General features: G+C 62.6%; 18 protein-coding genes. 14 read left to right on the plus strand and 4 right to left on the minus strand.

All coding sequences use genetic code 11. From position 1 onward, the window contains the following. Position 1: 1 nt before the first annotated feature. The 8 genes from HDG33_RS22670 (at position 2) to HDG33_RS22705 (ending at position 9,393) form a co-directional block, all read left to right on the plus strand. Complete coding sequence (locus HDG33_RS22670) at positions 2 to 1,504, plus strand: glucose-6-phosphate isomerase (RefSeq protein WP_184033597.1); 1,503 nt, start codon at positions 2 to 4, stop codon at positions 1,502 to 1,504. Beyond that, complete coding sequence (locus HDG33_RS22675) at positions 1,501 to 2,730, plus strand: glycosyltransferase family 4 protein (protein ID WP_184033600.1); 1,230 nt, start codon at positions 1,501 to 1,503, stop codon at positions 2,728 to 2,730. The genes HDG33_RS22670 and HDG33_RS22675 overlap by 4 nt, the downstream gene beginning before the upstream one ends. Before the next feature lie 70 nt (positions 2,731 to 2,800). Further along, the gene (locus HDG33_RS22680) at positions 2,801 to 3,967 is read left to right on the plus strand and encodes a glycosyltransferase family 4 protein (protein ID WP_018418024.1); all 1,167 of its coding nucleotides are present in this window, start codon (positions 2,801 to 2,803) and stop codon (positions 3,965 to 3,967) included. Positions 3,968 to 4,295: 328 nt separating this feature from the next. Continuing rightward, on the plus strand, positions 4,296 to 6,674 hold the full coding sequence (locus HDG33_RS22685) for an ATP-binding protein (protein WP_184033602.1): 2,379 nt from the start codon (positions 4,296 to 4,298) through the stop codon (positions 6,672 to 6,674). Between the two features lie 40 nt (positions 6,675 to 6,714). Then, positions 6,715 to 7,446, plus strand: coding sequence for a methyl-accepting chemotaxis protein (locus HDG33_RS22690; RefSeq protein ID WP_184033605.1), 732 nt, complete (start codon positions 6,715 to 6,717; stop codon positions 7,444 to 7,446). Further along, positions 7,443 to 7,982, plus strand: coding sequence for a hypothetical protein (locus HDG33_RS22695; RefSeq protein ID WP_184033607.1), 540 nt, complete (start codon positions 7,443 to 7,445; stop codon positions 7,980 to 7,982). Before HDG33_RS22690 ends, HDG33_RS22695 begins: the two co-directional genes overlap by 4 nt. 33 nt (positions 7,983 to 8,015) lie before the next feature. After that, positions 8,016 to 8,996 (plus strand): chemotaxis protein CheX, encoded by a 981-nt coding sequence (locus HDG33_RS22700; protein WP_184033610.1) that lies wholly within the window; start codon positions 8,016 to 8,018, stop codon positions 8,994 to 8,996. A gap of 31 nt (positions 8,997 to 9,027) precedes the next feature. Then, a complete protein-coding gene (locus HDG33_RS22705) occupies positions 9,028 to 9,393 on the plus strand; it encodes a response regulator (RefSeq protein WP_184033613.1) in 366 nt (121 codons plus the stop codon). Positions 9,394 to 9,435: 42 nt separating this feature from the next. On the opposite strand, the gene gmd is transcribed toward HDG33_RS22705, so the two are convergent. From gmd to HDG33_RS22725, 4 genes are all read right to left on the minus strand, one after another. Next, positions 9,436 to 10,479 (minus strand): GDP-mannose 4,6-dehydratase, encoded by a 1,044-nt coding sequence (gene gmd, locus HDG33_RS22710; RefSeq protein WP_184033616.1) that lies wholly within the window; start codon positions 10,477 to 10,479, stop codon positions 9,436 to 9,438. 56 nt (positions 10,480 to 10,535) lie between these two features. Then, positions 10,536 to 11,285: an SGNH/GDSL hydrolase family protein gene (locus tag HDG33_RS22715; RefSeq protein WP_184033619.1), complete on the minus strand. Its 750-nt coding sequence runs from the start codon at positions 11,283 to 11,285 to the stop codon at positions 10,536 to 10,538. After that, the gene (locus HDG33_RS22720; protein WP_184033621.1) at positions 11,282 to 12,364 is read right to left on the minus strand and encodes an acyltransferase; all 1,083 of its coding nucleotides are present in this window, start codon (positions 12,362 to 12,364) and stop codon (positions 11,282 to 11,284) included. The genes HDG33_RS22715 and HDG33_RS22720 overlap by 4 nt, the downstream gene beginning before the upstream one ends. Before the next feature lie 258 nt (positions 12,365 to 12,622). Further along, entirely contained in the window at positions 12,623 to 12,889 is a 267-nt protein-coding gene (locus HDG33_RS22725; RefSeq protein ID WP_184033624.1) for a hypothetical protein, read from the minus strand. Positions 12,890 to 12,922: 33 nt separating this feature from the next. Between HDG33_RS22725 and HDG33_RS22730 the strand changes: the two genes are divergently transcribed. From HDG33_RS22730 to HDG33_RS22755, 6 genes are all read left to right on the plus strand, one after another. After that, positions 12,923 to 15,124 carry a hypothetical protein gene (locus HDG33_RS22730; protein ID WP_184033627.1) on the plus strand — a complete coding sequence of 734 codons (2,202 nt, stop codon included), beginning with the start codon at positions 12,923 to 12,925 and terminating at the stop codon, positions 15,122 to 15,124. Between the two features lie 62 nt (positions 15,125 to 15,186). After that, positions 15,187 to 16,653 (plus strand): flippase, encoded by a 1,467-nt coding sequence (locus HDG33_RS22735; RefSeq protein ID WP_184033630.1) that lies wholly within the window; start codon positions 15,187 to 15,189, stop codon positions 16,651 to 16,653. Beyond that, positions 16,650 to 19,103: a glycosyltransferase family 4 protein gene (locus HDG33_RS22740; protein ID WP_184033633.1), complete on the plus strand. Its 2,454-nt coding sequence runs from the start codon at positions 16,650 to 16,652 to the stop codon at positions 19,101 to 19,103. Before HDG33_RS22735 ends, HDG33_RS22740 begins: the two co-directional genes overlap by 4 nt. Before the next feature lie 642 nt (positions 19,104 to 19,745). Further along, on the plus strand, positions 19,746 to 20,156 hold the full coding sequence (locus HDG33_RS22745) for a hypothetical protein (protein WP_184033636.1): 411 nt from the start codon (positions 19,746 to 19,748) through the stop codon (positions 20,154 to 20,156). A gap of 27 nt (positions 20,157 to 20,183) precedes the next feature. After that, entirely contained in the window at positions 20,184 to 20,909 is a 726-nt protein-coding gene (locus HDG33_RS22750) for a M35 family metallo-endopeptidase (protein ID WP_184033639.1), read from the plus strand. Beyond that, on the plus strand, positions 20,906 to 21,400 hold the full coding sequence (locus HDG33_RS22755; protein ID WP_184033642.1) for a hypothetical protein: 495 nt from the start codon (positions 20,906 to 20,908) through the stop codon (positions 21,398 to 21,400). The genes HDG33_RS22750 and HDG33_RS22755 overlap by 4 nt, the downstream gene beginning before the upstream one ends. Positions 21,401 to 21,416 lie beyond the last annotated feature (16 nt).

Consider the following 21,416-nt stretch of genomic DNA (forward strand, 5'->3'; position numbering starts at 1 on the left):
GATGTCGACGATTCCGCGCGCGAACCCGTTGCCGCCGACAGGCGCGGCCAACGCCGGCCCTGCAAAAAACGCCGCGAGCGGGCTGCTGTCAGGCGGCCCGCGAGAATGGCTGCCGCCGCTCCTGCTGTGGCTGATCGCCGCGGTGCTGATCGTCGCGCATCAGGGCACGGTGCTCACGCTGGCGTTCCCGGTGCTGGCGATCCTCACGGGTCTGTGGCTCTACTTCAAGAGCCCGGCGCGCTACATCGGCTTCATGTGGTGGCTGTGGTTCCTGAGCCCCGAAGTGCGGCGTCTCGCCGACTGGTCGAAGGGCGCGTTCACGCCGACGAGCCTGATCCAGGTCGCGCCGCTCGCCGTCACGATGATCAGCGGGCTGTCGCTGCTGCGCTACTACCGGCTGCTCGCGCAGCGCCGAGGCTTGCCGGTGCTGCTGATCCTGCTCGGCCTGATCTACGCGTTCCTGATCGGCGTGATGTCGAGCGGCCCGCTCGCGGCCACCTACGACCTCGCGAATTGGCTCTACCCGATCCTGATCGGCTTTCACATCATGGCGCACACGCGCCAGTATCCGCAGTATCGCGACACGATCATCAACACGTTCATCTGGGGGATGCTGGTGATGGGCGGCTACGGCCTGATCCAGTTTTTCATCATGCCGCCGTGGGACGCGCTGTGGATGCTCGGCTCGCAGATGAACTCGCAGGGCGACCCGGTGCCGATGGGCGTACGCGTGTTCAGCACGATGAACTCGTCGGGCCCGTTCGCGTTCGCGATGATGGGCGCGATGGTGTTCGTGATGGCCGCGCAGCATCGCGTGCGCTGGATCGCCGCCGCGCTCGGCTTCTTCTCGTTCGCGCTGAGCCTCGTGCGCTCGACGTGGGGAGGCTGGGTCATCGCGCTCTTGATCCAGCTCGTGAAGTCGAACAACAAGGTGCGCGTGCGCATCGTCGCGAGCGCGGTACTGCTCGCCGGCTTGTGCGTGCCGCTGCTCGCGGTCGGCCCGGTGGCCGAGCGGATGCAGGCGCGGCTAAACACGATCGTCAATCTGCACGACGACCAGAGCTACGCGGCGCGTAACGAGTTCTACGCGACCTTCGCGAAGACCGCGTTTACCGACGTCTCGGGCGAGGGCATGGGCGCGACCGGCACCTCGACGAAACTTTCCAACGACGGCGGCCAGCTCGGCCAGTACGGCAACTTCGACAGCGGCGTGATGAACATTCCGTTCGTGCTCGGCTGGCCCGGCACCTTGCTGTACATGTCCGGCATCGTGTGGCTGCTGACGCGCGCGGTGCTCGGCTCGTTCAGGCTGCGCGACGACAAGTTCGTCTCCGCGTGCCTGAGCCTGTGTCTTGCGACCTTCGCGATGCTCGTGTTCACGAACTCGCTGGTCGGCACCGGCGGCCTGCTGCTTTTCATGGGCGCTTTTTCGATTCTTTCCGCGGTTCACCACGAAAAAATGAACCGCGCACGCACGCTATTTCTCCACGGAGGCACGGATTGAGAGTCGCCATTGTCACGCACGTAGTGCGCCATAACGACGGCCAGGGGCGCGTCAACCACGAGATCGCGCGCGCGGCGCTCGACGAGAACATCCGCGTGACGCTGGTCGCGTCGCACGTGGCGCCCGAGCTGCTCGCGCATCCTAACGTGCGCTGGGCGCCGGTGAAGATCGGCCGCTGGTGGCCCACCAATCTGCTGCGCCAGCAGGTGTTCGCGGCGAAGAGCGCACTGTGGCTGCGCGCGCATCGCCGCGACTACGACGTGCTGCACGTGAACGGCTTCATCACCTGGATGCGCGCCGACGTCAATACCTCGCATTTCGTGCATAGCGGCTGGTTCGCGAGCAAGTACTACCCGTTCGGTCTCACGAAGGGCGTGTGGTCCGCGTACCAGTCGGTCTATACGCGCTGCAACGCGTTGCTCGAGCGCTGGGCGTACCGGCGCTCGAAGGTGATCACAGCGGTGTCGCAGAAGGTCGCCGACGAAATCCGCGCGATCGGTCTCACGCCGCGCAACCGCGTGGACGTCATCTACAACGGCGTCGACACGCAGGGCTTCGCGGCGGCGAGCGGCGATCGCGCAAAGTTCCAGCTACCAGACGATGTGTTCCTGCTGCTGTTCGTCGGCGACCTGCGCACGCCGCGCAAGAATCTCGGCACCGTGCTCGCCGCGTTGAAGCATCTGCCCGAGCATGTGCAGATCGCGGTGGCCGGCTTTCTGCCGGGCAGCCCGTATCCGGACGAGGCGAAGGCGCTCGGCATCGCGCATCGCGTGCATTTTCTCGGGCTCGTGAAGGAGATGCCGGTGCTGATGCATTCGGTCGACGCGTTCGTGTTCCCGTCACGCTACGAAGCGATGAGTCTGTCGCTGCTCGAAGCGATGGCGGCGGGGCTGCCCGTCGTGACCGCGCGCACCGCCGGCGGCGCCGAGATCATCACGCCCGAGTGCGGCATCGTGCTGGACGATCCCGACGACCCGCAAGCGCTCGCGCGCGCGGTCGCGCAACTCGCCGGCGATGACAGCGCGCGCCACGCGATGGGCAAAGCCGCGAGCGAACTCGCGACCGGCTTCGGCTGGGCGCGCATGGCCGCGCAATACATCGCGCTGTACCGGCAGCTGGCCGGGCAGCAGGAAAACCGCCGGCGCAGCCAGACGGAAGCGACGGTCGTCGCGCAGAACGATGCGCTGACGCTGAACCATCTCGCCGGACAGAAGAGCGTGGAATGACCGCGCGAAGCGCGCCATCCACGTCTGCACATAGCAACTCACCGCAAGCAACACACAGGGGCACACCATCATGACGACTGGCTCAATCAAATCACTGCAGATCGGGATGCACTGGTTTCCCGAACGCGCGGGCGGCCTCGACCGCATGTACTACTCGCTGGTCGGCGCGCTGCCGGGCGCGGGCGTCGCGGTGCGCGGCGTCGTCGCCGGCTCGCCGAAAGTCGCGGCCGATACCGGTGGCGCGATCAACGGCTTCGGCCCCGCCGCGCAATCGCTGCCGCTGCGGCTAATGGCGGCCCGCCGCGCGCTACGCCACGAAATCCGCACGTCGCGGCCCGATGTGATTTCGTCGCACTTCGCGCTCTATACGTTTCCGGGGCTCGACGTGACGCGCGGCATTCCGCAGGTGTCGCATTTTCAGGGACCGTGGGCCGACGAGAGCCACGTCGAAGGCGCCGATTCGTTCGGCCAGCGCGCGAAGCGTTATCTGGAGCAGTCGGTATACGCGCGTTCGTCGCGGTTGATCGTACTGTCCGACGCGTTCGGCAAGATTCTCACGACGCGCTACGGCATCTCGCCGGAGCGCGTGCGCGTGGTGCCGGGTTGCGTCGATGTCGAGCAGTTCAATCTGCCGATCACGCAGGCCGAGGCGCGTCTGCGTCTGCAATTGCCGCAGGACCGACCGATCGTGCTGGCGGTGCGACGGCTGGTGCGGCGCATGGGTCTCGAAGATCTGATCGATGCGGTGAAGCTCCTCAAACGCAGCGCGCCCGACGTGCTGCTGCTGATCGCGGGCAAGGGTCGGCTCGAAGGTGAGCTAGAGGCGCGCATCGCCGACGCGGGGCTCGAACACAACGTAAAGCTGCTCGGCTTCGTGCCCGATCAGCATCTGGCGGCGCTGTATCGCGCGGCCAATCTCAGCGTCGTGCCGACCGTCGCGCTGGAAGGCTTCGGGCTCATCACGGTCGAATCGCTCGCGTCGGGCACGCCGGTGCTGGTGACGCCGGTCGGCGGATTGCCCGAGGCGGTGGCGGGATTGTCGCCCGATCTGGTGTTGCCGGAGACCGGCGCAGCTGCGATCGCCGCGGGTCTCGCCGGCGCGCTGAACGGTACGCTGAAGTTGCCCGATGCGGATGCATGCCGCCGCTATGCGCGCGAACGCTTCGATAACGCAGTGATCGCGAAGCGGGTCGCGGCGGTATATGCCGAAGCGATTGCGGGGAACGTGCTGCATTGAAGCGCAGCGGCGGCGGTTCAATCGAATGAAAAAGGGGCGAGGCTCGGATCGCTGCGTTCGGGCCTCGCGTTCATGTCGCCTCGAGACCGGCAAAAAAACAGGCCATAAATAACGGCACTTTTCTGTTGAACTTGAGCCCGGCTCAGCCCTTAGCCGCGATTTTCCGACCTTATTTTTCAAATCCCTGAAACGTGGCGCCCGGCGTCGACTTCGTCACGTTGACGTCACACATCCGCGACGATAATCCCCGCGCCCGAAAGTACAAAAACACACGGGCGTCCCGCCAGAAAGCGGGGACCTTGTATTTTCAGATCTCGGGGATTTTCAGATGACCATCCGCCACCGCATCACGCTTCTCGTCATTCTGATGCTTGTCGCGCTATCCGCCATTGGCGGATACGCCGTGCTTCAGACCCGCAACAGCGCCGCCAACGTCAGGCAGGTCACCCAGGGCGTCGTGCCGAGCGCGCTCGCGTCGGCAGACCTCGTATCGCAGGTCAAGGACGTGCAGCTCGCGATGATGACGCTCGTCTATGCGCCGGACGCGAACATGGTCTCGCTGGCTCAAGACCTGCTGAAGAGCAAGGAAGCGTCGTTGCAGGCGGCGCTCGACGTGCAGGCGAAGGCCGCGCAAGGTCAGGCCCAAACCGGGCTCGTGAGCCAGGCGCGCGACAGCCTCGCGAATTATTTCAACGCGGTCAACGACACCGCGAAGATGAAGGCCGACGGCAAGAACGAACTGGCGCAGGCCTATCTGTTCGCGAACGTCGCGCAATACCGCGATGAACTCGAAGGCATCGTCGAGACGCTGCGAATCGAAAAGAACCGCCAGAAAGATGCCGCGATCGACGAACTGAACAGCGCACTCGCCACCACGACGACGGCGATCGGCGCCGCGACCGGCGCGGCCATCGTCGTGCTGTTGCTGATCAGCGCGCTGCTGTATCGCCAGATCACCCGGCCGCTGAGCCGCATGCAGGTGGAGATGAGCGAGATCGCGGCGAGCCAGGACTTCACGCGTCGCGTGCCGGTCGGACGCATGGACGAGATCGGTCATTCGATCGTCGCGTTCAACGGCATGATCGAGAAGATCCAGCAAAGCTCGCTGCAACTCAAGCAGAAGACCGCCGATATCCAGGCGATGCTGCAAAACATGCAGCAGGGGATTCTGACGGTGGTCGAAGGCGTGGTCGTGCATCCGGAGTACTCCGCCTATCTCGAGGCCATCTTCGAGACGCGCGAGATTGCGGGCCGTCCGTTGCTCGATCTCGTGTTCGGCGGCACCGGGATCAACAGCGATGCGCTCTCGCAGATCGAAGCGGCGCTGCAGGCATGCATCGGTGAAGACAGCATGAACTTCGAGTTCAATCAGCACCTGCTCGTCAACGAGATCGCCAGGCCGATGGCCGATGGCCGCGTGAAGACGCTCGATCTGAGCTGGTCGGCGATCACCGACGAACACGACGTCGTGCTGCGTTTGATGCTGTGCGTGCGCGACGTGACCGAACTGCGCGCGCTCGCCGCCGAGGCCGGCGAACAGAAGCGCCGGCTGGAAATGATCGGCGAGATTCTCGCGGTGAGTCAGGAGAAGTTCCATCACTTCGTCGAAAGCGCGACGGGCTTCATCAGCGAGAACGAACGGATCATCCGTCAGCATCACGAGCCGAGTCACGAAGCCGTCGCCGAGCTGTTCCGCAACATGCACACCGTCAAGGGCAATGCGCGCACGTACAGCCTTCAGCATCTGACCGGCATCGTCCACGAAACCGAACAGCGCTACGACGCATTGCGCCGCGCTGACAGCAGCGAAGCGTGGGACCAGCAGCTTTTGATCGAGGATCTGCAGCGGGTGAAGGCCGCGCTCGAAACCTACGCGACGATCAACGAAGTGAGCCTCGGCCGCAAGGGGCCGGGCCAGAGCGGCGCGGTGGATCGCTACCTGATGGTCGATCGCGGGTTGATCCAGAAGCAGCTGGATCTGCTCGAAAGCGCCGATCCGGACGACCGGGACGCGCTCGTGTCGATGCGCGAATCGTTGCAGCGCGAGCTGCGTCTGTTGGGCACCGAATCGATCTACGAAGCGCTCGCGGGCGTGCTCGACTCGCTGCCGTCTCTGGCGGCCGAACTCGGCAAGGAGGCGCCGGTCGTCAGCATCGACAACAACGGCTACCGCGTGCGCAGCGAGGTCAGCCATACGCTGCGCAATGTGTTCACGCACCTGCTGCGCAACTCGGTCGACCACGGCATCGAGCCTGCCGCCGAGCGTGTCGCGAACGGCAAGGACCCGGCCGGCGTCATCGAACTGGAAGTGGGCGTCGACCATCACGCGCTGCAGATCACCATCAGCGACGACGGCCGCGGTCTCGCGCTCGCGAAAATCCGTGGGGCCGCGATCGAACGCGGCTGGATCGACGCCGATGCGGCGCTCAGCGACGAAGCGATTGCCGAGATGATTTTCCGTTCCGGCTTCTCGACCGCGCAGACCGTCAGCGAGATTTCGGGCCGCGGCGTCGGCATGGATGCCGTGCGCGATTTCGTGCGGCGCGAGCATGGCCGCATCGAATTGCGTTTCACCGACGATCGTCGCGGCGCGGACTATCGCCGCTTTCAGACCGTCGTGTCGTTCCCCGAGGACTGGGCGGTGGACAGTCTCGACGCGTCCGCCGATGCAGCGCGCGAGCGTGACGCGGATGCGTTGGCAGGCTGATGACGGCCTGATGGATTGAACGAAGCGATGGGAGCAGGTTGTGCTTGAAAGTTATCTTTTGGCCGCAGGCGTTGGCGGTATCCTCTGCGCACTCGCGACGGGAATTTTTTATCGTCGGAAGCTTCGCGCGGGTGCGCAGGCGCAACGTGTCGACGCGCTCGCGCGGCAGGCCCTCGAGCAGCAACTCGACGCGGCGGTCCGGCTCGGCGAGCAGGCCAACAGCGAGCGCGCCGCACTGGAGTCGATGCTCGCCGATCTGCGCGCGCAAGCCGGGCAGTGCGCGCACGATCGTGAAGCGTTGCAGGCGTCGTTCGACGCCGCGAGTTCGCGAAGCGACGAATGGCTGCAGCATGCGACGCGGATCGCACACGAGGCGGGCCGTCTGAAGACGCTGACCATCACGTTCGAGCGTTGGCACGAGCAGATGATTTCGCTGATGTCGCAGAACCGCGACATGCACAAGAAGAACCAGGAGCTGTCGTCGATCGTGCAGCACGTGCTGATCGTTTCGCTGAATGCGTCGATCGAAGCGGCGCGCGCCGGCACCGCGGGTCGCGGCTTTTCGATCGTCGCGGGCGAAGTGCGCTCGCTGGCGTCGCGCTCGCAGGAGTTGTCGAAGAGCTATCGCGAGAGCCTGCATCGCAACGACCTGACGACGGCGGCGACGTTCCAGGACATCCAGGCCGGCGGCAAGATGATCACGGCGTCGCTCGGCGGCGTCGAAGTGCTGGCGACCCAGTTCCAATCCCGGCTCGAGCAGGCCGCAGCGTGATTACCGATCAGGCGAAGCAAAGCATCGCGGACATCTTCTGTCACGCGGCCCGCGCGAGATTGCCCGCGACGCCGGGCGATTCGTGCGAGATCACGGCGGTGCCGAGGTGGGATCGCGATCATCCGGCCGGACCTTGCGCGATGGCGTTGACGATCTCGTCGATCGGCTTTCGTCTGCTGTTCGTGCTGCATTTCGGCAAGGACGACGCGACGCACGCCTACTACGTTAGCGGCGACACGACGCGTTCGCTGTCGGAAACGCTGATGGAACTCGGCAACCTGTGCTGCGGCTACATGAACCAGCAACTGGTCAATCATTTCCCCGATCTTGGCATGTCGACGCCGTATGAATTGAACAGCGCCTGTGTCGAGTATCTGGACGAGTTGCGGCCCGATCACGTGTGGGCGTACGAGCTGACGATCGGCGGTGCGGCCCGGCTGGGTGTCACGTTATGTCTATGCGCGCAGGCGCCCCTCGATTTCAAGGCTGAACTCGCCACGGCCGACGAGGCCGAAGGCGAGCTCGAACTTTTCTAGCCCCTCAACACTGCATTCGCAGACTGAAACACGATGAATACCAGCAAGCCCGTCAGCAAGCTGCTCGTGCTCGACGAGTGTCCGGCACACGCGCAAGCGCTGAAGCTCTTTTTCGACGAACACAACCTGATCGCACTGAAGGTGCGCGACAGCAACCGCCTCGGCTCGGTACTGGCCACCAATATCGATCTCGGCGGCGTTCTGCTGGCGGATAACTACGGCGGATCGGTCGAGCAGGCGGCTACGAGCGCCGCGCGCATCAATGCCTTGCGCCCCGAACTGCCGGTGATCCTGCGTTCGAGCGGCCACGCGCCACTCGAACGGCTTCCGAAGCCGTTGACGAACGCGGCATGCGCGCATTTCAATGCCGCCGATCTGACGGCGCTACGTGAAGCCGTCGATCGATACATCTTCAGCCTCGACTTCCCGAACGCGCTCGTGCGCGGTATCGCGGAGATCACGCAAGCGCGGCTCGCCACGTTGTTCGACGGCGTCACGGTGCAACGCGACACGCCCAGTATCGTGCGCGATCGAATCATCTTCGGCGAGGTCTTCAGCCTGATTCCGCTCGAAGGCAGCTGGTGTCGCGGCTATATGTTGATGCAGGCCGAAGAGGAGCCGCTGCTCGGCATGATCGATCGCGATCGCGCGGCACGCGACCCCGGCATGGGCACGGGGCAACCGGGCTTTCGCGATCTGAACGACGTGCTCGGCGAATTGACCAATCTGATCTGGGGGGCATTCAAAAACCGCTTCCTCGGTCAGCAGAACGCTCGCGAAGCAAGTCAGGTGCAGGTGCCACTGCTGGTCAATCACAAGCATCGCTACATCTCGTTCGGCTCGGACAATCCGCAGTTGCGGTTTCAATATCGATTGAGCGACGCCGCGAGCGGACAGTCGGTGTCGATCGACCAGCGCTTCGTTTTCAACCTGAGCTGGTCACCCGAGGATTTTTCTGAAAACGCGGTGGATGTCGACGATCTCGTCGAGTCCGGCGAACTCGATCTGTTTTGATACGACGCGTCGGTGACGCAAGGGAACGGTTATGGCAAAGATTCTGGTGGTGGACGATTCGAGCACGGTACGCGATGAAGTCGCGGGTTTTCTGGCGAAAAACGGTCTCGACGTCGCGACGGCCATCGACGGCAAGGATGGCCTTGCGAAGCTGAAAATGGATTCGAATATCCGCCTGATCGTCAGCGACGTGAACATGCCGAATATGGACGGCCTGACGATGGTCGAAAAAATCCGCGGCGAACTCGCGAACAAGACCGTCAACGTGATCATGCTGACGACCGAAAGCAGCCCCGCGATGAAGGAGCGCGGCAAGGCCGCCGGCGTGAAGGGCTGGATCGTCAAGCCGTTCAAGGGCGATGCGGTGCTGGAGACGTTCCGGAAACTGGCGGGTTGACGGGGCAGTGTGCGGCGAGCGCCGCCGCACACGGATGCCGTGTTAGAACGTCTCGTGGTGCTCGTTGCGCGCGATGTCCGCCTGCACCATCATCTGGCAAAGCTGTTCGAGCGAGGTTTGCGGTTGCCAGCCGAGCGTGTCGCGCGCCTTGTCCGCGCAGCCGATCAGCAGGTCCACTTCGGCCGGGCGATAGAACTTCGGATTGACGCGCACGAGCGTCTTGCCGGTCGCGACGTCGATGCCGGTCTCGCGCTCGTCCTTGCCCGACCATTCCAGCTGATAGCCGGCCGACGTGAACGCCATGCGCACGAAATCGCGAACCGTTTCGGTGCGGCCGGTCGCGAGCACGAAGGTGTCGGGCGCGTCGGCCTGCAGCATGCGCCACATGCCCTCGACGTATTCGAGTGCGAAGCCCCAGTCGCGCTGCGCGCTCAGGTTGCCGAGTTCGAGCACGTCCTGCTTGCCGAGCTTGATCTTCGCGACCGTGTCCGAGATCTTGCGCGTGACGAATTCGCGGCCACGTAGCGGCGATTCGTGATTGAACAGAATGCCGCTGCTCGCGAACAGGTCGTACGACTCGCGATAGTTGATCGTCGACCAGTGCGCGAACAGCTTCGCGACGCCATACGGGCTGCGCGGATAGAACGGCGTGCTTTCGCGTTGCGGCACCGCCTGCACGAGGCCGAACATCTCGGAGGTCGACGCCTGGTAGAAGCGTGTCTTCGGGCTCAGGATACGCAGGCCTTCGAGCAGATTCAGCGCGCCGACGCCGGTCACTTCGGCGGTGGTCACCGGCTGGTCGAACGACACGCCGACGAAGCTCTGCGCGGCGAGGTTGTACAGCTCGTCGGCCTGCGTGCCGTCGAGCAGGCGCAGCGTCGAGCCGAGGTCGGTGAGGTCGTGTTCGACGAGACGCAGATTCGGATGATCGAGCACGCCAAGCTCACGCATGCGCCAGAAGTTGACCGAACTCGTGCGCCGGTAGGTGCCGGTCACGTGATAGCCCTTGTCGAGCAGCAGCCGGGTCAGATAGGCGCCGTCCTGTCCGGATACGCCGGTGATGATCGCTTTGCGTGGTTGGCTCATAGCTTGCCTTCTAGTTTGTGAGTGAAAAGAGAACGGAACGCGCGTCAGGGCCTGGCTCAGTGCGCGTTGTCCAGCAGCCGCCGCACCAACGGTTCGACGACCCGATAATCCTGTTCGGCCTTCAGCCGGTACAACTCCGGCTTTGGATGCGCGCCGTCCGACATCAGCGACTTCCAGTCGGGCAGGCTGCTCACATACGCGTATTGATCGACGAGCGGCACCTGCTGTTCGGCGGCCACGCGTCGCGTCATCGCGATCATCGCGGCGAGCCGGGCGTTGAGCCGGTCATCGGGCATCGGGTTCGAGGTCTGCAAAACAGGCTCCTTGCCGAGCGCTCGCGCGGTTTGCACGAGCGACGTCTCGGCCGCGTAAAACTGCTCGGGCGTCTGGTTGTGCATCACTTCGTTGATGCCGTAGTTGATCAACACGATCCGCGCGGGCGAGGCGGCGAGACGTTCGCGCCACGGCAGTCCCGCCGTCGGCCCCGCGCGACGATTGCCGGTGCCGTCGCGCAACTGCCAGGCCATCGTGCCGCCGACGCCGTAGTTCGTGACGCGCACGCGCTCGCCGTCATGCGCCTGCAACGCTTGCTGCAGATACGTGACGGCGTTGCGGGCTTGCGGGCCGCAGTGGCCATCGCTGCAGGTGATGCCGAGCGTGGTCGAGTCGCCGTAAGCGTCGATCAGCAGTTGCGCCGGCGATGACACTGCCGGCCCGGCCACGGCCGCGCGCGTTGCCGGCGCGATCAGCATCAGCGCCGACACGACACCCAGCAGGTGGGCAGCAACAACGGCCAGGCGATTCATGCGCGGCCTTGCGGTGCTTGCCGTGCAACGTTGGCGCCGGCGCGAGTCGTCTTTCTCGACCCGCGCGCGCCGAAAATCAGGCGCTTCTCGAATGCGAACCACGTGATGCTCGCGTACACGAGCGTGATCGCGAGCGCGATCGCGGCGCTCAGATAGCGATTCAGATGCAGCGGCCACACCATGTACAGCACGCTCAGGTGGATCAGATAGATCGTGTAGCTGATGGTGCCGATATAAACGAGCACGCGATTGCACAACAGCCGCTTCACGATACCCTTGCTCTGCAGCGCGATCACGACGATCGATGTACACAGCACCAGCGACACGCTATACAGCCCCGCATTCGACAACGGCGTATTCGCCGCGCGAAAACGCGGGTAGTGCAGATGCAGCCATGCCAGCACCGCGAGCGCGGCCAGAGCGCCGAGCACCGCGAGTCCCTTGAACGGTTCGAGCGCATTGCGATCGCGCCGCACGGCAACCGCGAGCAGCGCGCCGGCCGCGAGCAGATCCATGCGGAACGGCGTCAGGTAGTAGATCGGCCAGAACGAATCGAACCACGGCGTCGCGAGCGCGCGCAGCAGCGGCACCAGAACGATCAGCGCGGCCGCCACCAGCCCAAGCAGACGCTCGGGCACGAGCAGGATCACGAACGGCCAGAAGATATAAAACTGCTCCTCGACCGCGAGCGACCACAGCACGTTGAGGCTGTCATGACCGCTTTGATTGAGCGCATCGCCGATATTGGTCGCGAAGAACGCGTACCAGTACCAGTGCTGCGCCCACGCGAGGCCGAACAGCAGCGACGACACGGCCATCAGCAGCAGGTACGGCGGCAGGATGCGGCGCGCGCGCCGCGCATAGAAATAGCTGAAATACGACTGCTGGCGCGACTTGCGATCGAGCAGGATGCCGCTGATCAGAAAGCCGCTCAAAACGAAGAACAGATCGACGCCCATCCATAGCGGCGCTCTCAACGCGTGCTGCGCGAACACCGCGAGCACGGCGATCGCGCGCAGACCGTCGAGCTGCACGATGCGGGAATGGGAGGGCGCGAGGGGCAATGCGCTGGCTGTCATGAACCGTCCATGGTGTAAAGCGGATGAGCCGGGCGAAGCGCCGCGCGGTTCGCCACGGATTGCCAGCGAACAGGCGCGCGCTTCGCGTCGCAACTGAAGTGCAATCGATTCTAGGGAAAAGAAACTCGAGAAAAAACCCGTTGGAATGGGCTAATTGAATCAGATTGAAACAGGGTATTTCTTTGGCCATTCTCGAAAGATTTATATGTTTATGTGGTGAGCATCGGGCAATCCGTAATAAATGCGCATTGCGGGATATCACATCGGTAGGAACGGGGGATCGTCGCGACAGAGGCGACTGACGGCGAGGCTTGCGCTTGTGTCGATTTTTAAAATCGTTTCTTTTGCGACGTATAAGCGGACGAATATTTTTGAATTATTTTCGACTTTCGTCACCGCATTTTTTCCGCGTAACTTAGTCGTGCGGACGGCTGCCTTCAGGCGCCGCGCTTCAATCGGTTGCGCTTCGTTTCGCTTTGCCACATCACTGAATTTCGCCCCGAGCGGGCGCAGGTCCGCGTGCATCGCGTTGACCGGACATCGACTGGAGGTTCCGCCTTGCGCCGTATCACGTTCAAAAGCTGGTTTGCCCTGACAGCCTGCGCTGGCGGCGTCGTCGCCGCATCGGCCAGTCTGCCGGCTCGCGCCGAAACCGCTTTGAACGCGAAGACCTCATGGATCGGCAACAGCTTCGGCTTTGGCGATGGCACATGGACGCAGATCAATATCACCGCGATCGCGGTCACGCCCGACGGCAAGGTCTATACGAACGCGCCGTGGGACGAAAGCGGCGCCGAAGCGAGCGTCTATCAGGACGGCAAGATGCTCGGCTTCGCGGGCGGCACGCATGGCTGGGGCAACGCCGGCGGCAATGCGATCGCGGTCAACCGCAAATATGCGTTTGTCGCGATAGCGGTCGGCAATGAGAAGGGGCATCTGGTCGAGCCGGGCGTGTGGCCGGACAAGGGTAAGCAATGGTTTGGTATCTCGCGGCGCCTGATCGACGAGCCGAAGCGCGTGGCACCGTTTCAGCCCGCGGCTAAAAACGCGGACCCGCACGCGCAGCTCGCGGCCGGCTTTCTGATGATGAACGAAGTGCCGACCGGCACGAACGCCGAAATCGGCGGGCTCGCCGCGAACGACACGACGCTGTTCGCGGCCAATACCGCGCGCAATCGCATCGAAGTCTACGATGCCGAATCGATGCAGCAGAAAGCGACGTGGAACGTGCACGAGCCTGGACGCATCGCGCTCGCGCCCGACGGCACGCTATGGGTGCTCAGCGGCACGCGCGGCGATCGCGCGCCGGGTATCGAGCATTACACGGCGACCGGTCAGCGCATCGACGAGACCATCACGCTGCCGGCCGATACGGTCGCGGTCGGCCTCGCCGTCGATGCGCAAGGCCGCCTCCTGATCGCCGATAACGGTCCGCGCCAGCAGGTGCTGTTCTTCACGAAGCGCGACGGCCGCTACACGGAGTCGGGCACGCTCGGCGAGCGCGGCGGCATTTTCAGCGGCGTCGCGGGCAAGCCCGGACCGTTGCGATTCAATGGGTTGACCGGCGTAGGTGTCGATGCGCGCGGCAACGTGTACGTGTCGACCAATGGCATCGGTCCGCGTTACGAGCCGATCGGCGCGGGCCTCGGCGCGACGCTCGAAAGTTATGCGCCGAACGGCAAGCGCAACTGGCAGGTCGAGGGGCTGCTGTTCGTCGACGGCGCGTGGATCGATCCGGCCCGGCCCGACAGCGTCTATACCGGCAACAAGCGCTTCGAACTCGATTTGTCGAAGCCGTCTGGACAGGACTGGAAATACGCGGGGTTCCTGTCGAATCGGTTCAAGTACCCGGACGATCCGGTGTTCCATACCGACCAGTATCCGGGTCTGCCGATCGCGCGGCGGTTGAAGGGGCACACGTTCCTCTATCTGACCGATATGTATGCGGATCATCTGAAGATCTATCGCTTCGATCCGCAGCATGACGGCGAGACCGCGATTCCCTCGGGATTTATCGCAGGTCGCGAGCGCGCGGTCGCGAAGGTGCCGAATGCGCCGCCGGGCGGTGACTGGATCTGGCGCGACACGAATGGCGACGGGCGCTTCGATCGCGACGAATACGCGCTGAACACGAGCGGCACGAAGCTCGCCGGCGGCTGGGGCTGGTGGGTCGATATGGCCGGCGACATCTGGCGTACCCGGGATACGAAGGGCATCTATCGCTTCCGTTTCGGCGGACTCGATGCGAAGGGCAACCCGGTCTACTCGTACTCGAACCTGACGCAGTACCCGGTGCCGGCACCGTTCAGCGAACTGCATCGCGCGATCTATGAATCGGATACCGACACGATGTACGTGAGCGGCTATACGGCCGATATGCCGACCGCGCAGGGCTTCTGGAAGGAAGTGGGGCGCGTGCTGGTGCGCTACGACAAGTGGTCGAGCGGCAAGCCGGTGCAGCGCTACGCGATCACGCTGCCGTGGCAGACGCAGAGCAAGCCCATCGCGACGATCATCGGCGTCACGGTCGAGGGGCAATACGTGTTCGGCGTCGAGCCGGTCGGCGCGGTGCACGTGTGGGACAAGGACAGCGGCAAGGAACTCGGCGTGATCCGGCCGGGCCCCGAAGTGGGCCGCGCGTCGGGTTGGGTCGACGTGCCGAACGGTATCAGCGCGACGAAGCGCAGCGATGGCGAGTACCTCGTCTTCGTCGAGGAAGACGCGCGCGGCAAGGTGCTGATGTATCGCTGGAAGCCTTGAGGTGCGTTGGCCTCGCTGACACAACCCCGCACGCAATCTAACCGCAAAACCGAAGGGATTCGATGGACAAAGGCATTCTCAGGAACGTAGCGATCAACTTTTTCGGGCTCGTGCTGCCGACGTTCGTATCGCTCGTGACCGTGCCGTCGTATATCCGGCTGCTCGGCGTGGAGCGCTACGGTGTGATCAGTCTCGTGTGGACGCTGATCGGCTACTTCGGGATTCTCGATCTCGGCATGAGCATGGCCGCGCAGAACCATATTTCGAAGGCGCGCGCGTCGGGCGATCAGCAGGAAAGCGCGCGCGTGTTCTGGAGCGCGACGTGGCTCAATCTGACGACCGGCGTGGTGGGCGGTCTGATCATCTACTTCGGCGCGTTCCTGTACACCGCGTATTTCACGAAGGTATCGCCCGAGTTGCAGCACGAAGTCTATATGGCGCTGCCGTGGCTCGCGGTCGCGATCCCGATCGCGAACGTGTCGTGGGTGTTCGCGGGCGCGATCAATGGCGCGGAACGCTTCGGCGTCTACAACACGAACCAGACGATCGGCACGTTCCTGTTCCAGCTGCTGCCGCTCGGTGCCGCGTGGTGGCTCGGCGCGACTTTGCAGAACGTACTCGCCGCGGCAGTCGTCGCGCGGATTCTCGCGGCGTTGCTGCTCGGCCGCTACGCGCTGAAAGTGCTTGAAATACGCAGCATTCAGCCGCCGCGGCTCGGCGTCGCAAAGGGGCTGTTCAACTTCGGCGGCTGGATGCTGATCGCGAGCGTGACGACGATGGTCGCCGATTCGCTCGATCGCGTAATGCTCGGTTCACGGCTCGGCGCGCGTTTCGTCACCTACTACACGGTGCCGCAGAACCTCGTCACGCGTCTGAACATCGTGCCGACCGCGCTGGTACGCACGCTGTTTCCGCGGCTTTCCGCAGTCGGCCGCGCCGACGCCGACACGATCACGCAGCAATCGCTCGAATTTCTGAACGGCGTGTTCACGCCGGTCGCGCTCATCGCGATGCTGGTGCTCGAACCGTTCCTGCATCTGTGGGTCGGCAACGAGATCGCGACGGTCGCGGCGCCCGTGGGCCGCATTATGATCGTCGCCGTGTGGCTCGTCGGCCAGGCGAACGTGACGCGCATCCTGATTCAGTCGCAGGTCAATCCAGCCACCGCCGCGCGCATCGGCCTCGTCGAGTTGCCGCTTTTCGCCGGCGCGTTGTGGCTCGGTATCACCCATTTCGGGCTGACGGGCGCGGCGGTCGCGGTCGCTGCCCGCGCGCTGTTCGACTACGCGGTGCTGCTGCGTTTCGCCGCGATCCGCGCGCGCCAGATCGTGCTCGACATGCTCGCCCATCTCGCCTTCCTGCTCGCCAGCCTGTGGCTCGCCAGCTTCCTGCCGAGCCTCGCGCTCGCGATCGCCGCCGGTGTGCTGATGGTCGGCGCGAACGTCGCGTGGTCGATCACGATGACGCCCGCCTTGCGCAATCTTGCGCGTTCACTGCTATTGCGACTGAATCCGAGGAAAAGCGCATGAATCATGACGTCCTTGAAAAAAACCTGTTGAGGCCCGCGACGCGCAGCGCGCTCGACGAACTGACGAGCGTGCCCGGCATCCAGCCGGCACCGCGCCGTACCGCACCGCGCGCGAGCAAAAGCGTGCGCATCGCGATCGTGCACGACTGGCTCGTCACCTACGCGGGCGCGGAGAAAGTGCTCGAGCAGATCATCGCGTGCTTTCCCGATGCGGACCTGTTCAGCCTCGTGGACTTTCTCGACGATCGCAGCTTCCTGCGCGGCAAGCCGGTGACGACGTCGTTCATCCAGAAGTTGCCGCTCGCGCGCAGCAAGTACCGCTCGTATCTGCCGCTGATGCCGCTCGCGATCGAGCAGCTCGACGTGTCGGCGTACGACGTCGTGATCTCGAGCAGTCACGCGGTCGCCAAGGGCATTCTGACCGGTCCCGATCAGGTGCATATCAGTTACGTGCATTCGCCGATCCGCTATGCGTGGGATTTGCAGCATCAGTATCTGCAGCAGTCGAAGCTGACCAACGGCCCGAAGTCGGCGCTGGCGCGGCTGATTCTGCATTACATGCGCAACTGGGATATCCGCACGTCCAACTCGGTCGACGGCTTCGTCGCGAACTCGGCGTTCATCGCGCGACGCATCAAGAAGGTGTATCAGCGCGACGCGCAAGTGATCTTCCCGCCGGTCGATGTCGAGGCGTTCACGCTGTGCACGGAGAAGGAAGACTTTTATCTGACCGCGTCGCGCATGGTGCCGTACAAGAAAATCGATCTGATCGTCGAGGCGTTCGCGCGGATGCCCGAGCGCAAGCTCGTCGTGATCGGCGACGGACCCGACATGGCGAAGATTCGCGCGAAGGCGGGGCCGAACGTCGAGATCATGGGCTATCAACCGTTCGAGGTGCTGAAGGACCGCATGAGCCGCGCGAAGGCATTCGTGTTCGCGGCCGAAGAGGACTTCGGCATTTCGGTGGTCGAGGCGCAGGCTTGCGGCACGCCGGTGATCGCGTACGGCAAGGGCGGGGCGCTCGAAACGGTGCGCGATCTGTCGGAGCCGAAGCCGACCGGCATGTTCTTCGATGAACAGGATACCGACTCGATCATCGCTGCCGTGAATCGTTTCGACGAGCTTCGGGACCGGTTCCTGCCGGAGAATTGCCGCGGCAACGCCGAGCAGTTTTCGGCCGCGCATTTCCGCGAGCGCTTTTTCTCGCAGGTACGCGCGGCGGTGCCCGCGTTGCGCACGGCGACGCTGCCGGCCTATACGCCGTATCGGCCGGCCGTGCAGGGCGCCGCGAACGTGCCGCGCATTCTTGCCGTCGATCAGAGCGGCGTGCTCGGCGGCGCCGAACTGTCGCTGCTCGAAATCGTCAAGGCGCTGCGCTCGCGCATCGAGGTCGTGCTGTTCGACGACGGGCCGTTCAACACCGCACTGGCGAAAACCGGCGTCGAGGTCACTGTACTCGATGCCGGCGCGCTCAAAAATGTGCGCAAGCAGGGCGGTTCGATGCCGAAAGGTCAGGCGTTGAAGGGACTCATCTCACTCGTGCGTGCCACCGCGAAACGCGCGCGCAAGGTGGATGTGATCTACGCGAACACGCAGCGTGCGATGGTGATCGGCGCCGTGGCCGGCAAGCTCGCGAGACGGCCGGTGGTCTGGCATTTGCGCGACATCGTCAGCGCAGAGCATTTCGGCGGCAAGCAGCTTGCGATCATCAAGTGGTGCGCGCGGCTCGGCCTCACGCATGTGATCGCCAATTCGGCTGCGTCGGCGCAGGCGTTTGCGAAGCTCACGCGATTCGACAGCAAGCGCATCGACGTCGTGTTCAACGGGATCGCCGCGGAACCGTTCGACGCATTGCGCACGGTGCCGCAAGCGGTGCTGCGCGAGCGCCTGAATCTGCCGCACGACGCGTTTCTCGTCGGCTCGTTCAGCCGGCTTGCCCGTTGGAAGGGGCAGCATGTGCTGCTCGAAGCGATGGTGCTCAATCCGCAGATGCATGCAGTGCTGGTCGGCGCGGCGCTGTTCGGCGAGGACCAGTACGAGAGCGAACTACGCGCCTTCGTCGCCGCGCACAAGCTTGGCGAGCGCGTGCATTTTCTCGGCTTCCAGCACGATATTCCGTCCTGCATGTGCGCGGTCGATGCGGTTGTGCATACGTCGATCACTCCGGAGCCGTTCGGTCGCGTGATCGTCGAGGGGATGCTCGCGCAGCGGCCGGTCGTGGCGTCGCGCGCAGGCGGCGTGCTCGAAATCATCGACGACTACGAGAACGGCGTGCTGTGTACGCCGGGCGACGCGCATGCGCTCGCCGATACGCTCGCCGAATTGCGCTCGAACGGCGACTTGCGCGACAAACTGGTCAGGAACGGCTATCGGACCGCGCAGGAGCGCTTCGGCACGCGCAGCTATGTGGATGGGGTTGCGCAGATTCTGACCGGCGTGGCAGCGCGGTGACGAGGTGATTTTTACGCGAGGATAGACGAGGGCTTGGCCAGTCCTTGCTTGGCGTAGCGGAGCGAAAGTCTCGAACGACTTTCGCTCCGTTTTTTTTTCGTGCTGTGCGGGTGGTGGGTCAGCGGCCGTTAGTTGTCTGTATCAGACCTGATCAGATGTTCAAGCCTGTTTTTTGTTATTCGGGTCATGCAGCCCCATGTTCGTGCCTGGAAGTGGTGAGAAATCGAATATGTGATCCGGTAAAGCCGCCAAGTCTCCCGGCTCGCCACAGGCGTTCCGGTACCTTCACGTTTCTGAGGCTCGATTGGCCGTTTTCTGAACTGTCAGGAAGCACCGGACAAATTGATCATCTAAACGGATTGCGGTCAAGATTTAATTCGAAATAGGACGGTTTTGACAAACATTGACAATAGTTCTTGCTGGAGCCTATGGCCCCCGAAGGCGAAAGCCAACAAAAATGCGGTATTGAGCCGCTTTCTTTGTCGAGTCACGATACGGGAAAGATGCGCATGAACATGAGATTTCCGGAGTCGTTGTAAATATATGTCAAAACGGTTTTATCTCAAATTAAAGTCCTTGACCGTGACCCGTTTAGATGATTAATTCGCTGGGTGTTTTTTCTGGAAGATCAGCAGAGGTCAAATGGAACAGCAGAAACAGGATGAAACCGGCGTCAAGGAAGAGTGCCAGCTCTGCCGTATCACCCATTCAATCTACTCAAACTTCCCGCCAATGCCGTCCGCAATGGCGCTGAACGCCGAAACCGGCGAATGGTTTCCGTTCGATAGGCTGAAGTCGTATTCAAACGGTTACGACATGGCCGAAGCCCTGGGTTACGCATGGGCGTGCGATTGTCGCGAGCGTGCCGCCAAACGGTTCAATGAGCAGTTCGAGCTAAGAGACTCCACTGGCAAGCGACAAGCGCGGGTGCGTTATCGGATACGCGTCGGTTCGAGGGTCCTCGCGAAAGGTATCACGGATGCCCAGGGGCGCACCCAGCGTGTTTCAACAGGTAACGCAAAGCAGGTTTTTATCGATGTTGCCGGGTCATAGCGGCGGACAGCAGGTAAGTCTTTTATTATGGGAGAACAGACGACAAACGACTTCTTTAACAAAAACAGCCAATATCTCAAGACCGACGAGAATGAAGAGTGGACCGAGGTCGGCACTGCCATTACCAATACAACTCCCGGGTCAATATCCAATGTCATAATCAATACGACGCCTATCTGTCCAAACGTGAGCAACAAGGAATTCAGAAAGGAGGTCATGCGGGCACGCGATGCTGGCGTTTCGTTGATTAAGGAGCGCATTGCAGCAGTGGCACGTTGGGACGCAAAAGAGCGGGACCGTGCCGAAATTTATTTCGCTCGTGCAGATGAAGAAATTCGAAGCACTTTGGCTGCTGGTCTGCCGCGCCTGCTCGCTGCGATGCAGGAGCTTGTACCAGAAAAGATTGTTCGATGGGATAGCGAACTGAACAGGAGCCTTACATGCACAGTCGCGCTAGATAGCGGCGACAATCACGCCGCAGTGTGCAAACCCGATTCACAAAAGCGCGTTATCGCTATCTACTCGAAGTTTTGCAATATCTCATATGGCGAGTTGTTTCACGAGTGCAAGATCAAGACGTTGATTCACGAGTGCACCCATTATACAAATACTTTTAATTCGATCGATGAGGTATATGCAGATACCGAGTCAGGAGCGAAGTACTTTGCGAAAAATCATCCTGACCTCGCAATCAGAAATGCCGACAACATAACCGGCTATATTGCAACATTCGATGGGCGAAATATCAGATGAGTAAGAAGCTGAAAGTGAGGGGCAGTGTTGTGATCGTAGCGCTTGCCATTTCGGCTTGTTCTTATGGATCGGCTGGCGCATGTACCATCGGGGAAGAAGCAGAGATTGAATTGCCATTCAATACAACTGCGCTGACCAATGCAAACAGGCTCGCAATTACGGATGCTGTCATTGAGGCGAAAAAATGGCCCGACGTCCAGATTCAGGCGGTTATCATGGCCGGCGCATATACTGTAGAACGCAATCTGGATCGGCTGAAAGAAGACCGGGCTAGAAGCGTCAAGGTGTATTTGCAGCAGCTTGGTATCAGAAGTGAAAACATTCTGATCGAGAAGCATACTTTCACGGATGAAATGGTAGTGAAGCGTCCTGATGGCACACTTAGTTATCGTCAGGTCTTCGTAGAGTTCAAGCCGATTTGTAACGGTAGCTGCGCGTGGATGTGCGACGATCCAAGGGTGACGCCGCGCAGCAAGGTTATCAACCCATAAGTACAAGAACAGGGCT

The organism is Paraburkholderia sp. Cpub6 (assembly GCF_014201065.1).
Classification (GTDB): domain Bacteria; phylum Pseudomonadota; class Gammaproteobacteria; order Burkholderiales; family Burkholderiaceae; genus Paraburkholderia; species Paraburkholderia tuberum.

Excerpts from the sequence above, each read along its gene's own strand:
- HDG33_RS22720 (WP_184033621.1), bottom strand. The coding sequence starts at position 12,364 with ATGACAGCCAGCGCATTGCCCCTCGCGCCCTCCCATTCCCGCATCGTG.
- gmd (WP_184033616.1), bottom strand. The coding sequence starts at position 10,479 with ATGAGCCAACCACGCAAAGCGATCATCACCGGCGTATCCGGACAGGAC.
- HDG33_RS22680 (WP_018418024.1), top strand. The coding sequence starts at position 2,801 with ATGACGACTGGCTCAATCAAATCACTGCAGATCGGGATGCACTGGTTT.
- HDG33_RS22740 (WP_184033633.1), top strand. The coding sequence starts at position 16,650 with ATGAATCATGACGTCCTTGAAAAAAACCTGTTGAGGCCCGCGACGCGC.
- HDG33_RS22745 (WP_184033636.1), top strand. The coding sequence starts at position 19,746 with ATGGAACAGCAGAAACAGGATGAAACCGGCGTCAAGGAAGAGTGCCAG.
- HDG33_RS22755 (WP_184033642.1), top strand. The coding sequence starts at position 20,906 with ATGAGTAAGAAGCTGAAAGTGAGGGGCAGTGTTGTGATCGTAGCGCTT.
- HDG33_RS22735 (WP_184033630.1), top strand. The coding sequence starts at position 15,187 with ATGGACAAAGGCATTCTCAGGAACGTAGCGATCAACTTTTTCGGGCTC.
- HDG33_RS22670 (WP_184033597.1), top strand. The coding sequence starts at position 2 with ATGTCGACGATTCCGCGCGCGAACCCGTTGCCGCCGACAGGCGCGGCC.
- HDG33_RS22750 (WP_184033639.1), top strand. The coding sequence starts at position 20,184 with ATGGGAGAACAGACGACAAACGACTTCTTTAACAAAAACAGCCAATAT.
- HDG33_RS22685 (WP_184033602.1), top strand. The coding sequence starts at position 4,296 with ATGACCATCCGCCACCGCATCACGCTTCTCGTCATTCTGATGCTTGTC.
- HDG33_RS22715 (WP_184033619.1), bottom strand. The coding sequence starts at position 11,285 with ATGAATCGCCTGGCCGTTGTTGCTGCCCACCTGCTGGGTGTCGTGTCG.
- HDG33_RS22725 (WP_184033624.1), bottom strand. The coding sequence starts at position 12,889 with ATGCACGCGGACCTGCGCCCGCTCGGGGCGAAATTCAGTGATGTGGCA.
- HDG33_RS22700 (WP_184033610.1), top strand. The coding sequence starts at position 8,016 with ATGAATACCAGCAAGCCCGTCAGCAAGCTGCTCGTGCTCGACGAGTGT.
- HDG33_RS22705 (WP_184033613.1), top strand. The coding sequence starts at position 9,028 with ATGGCAAAGATTCTGGTGGTGGACGATTCGAGCACGGTACGCGATGAA.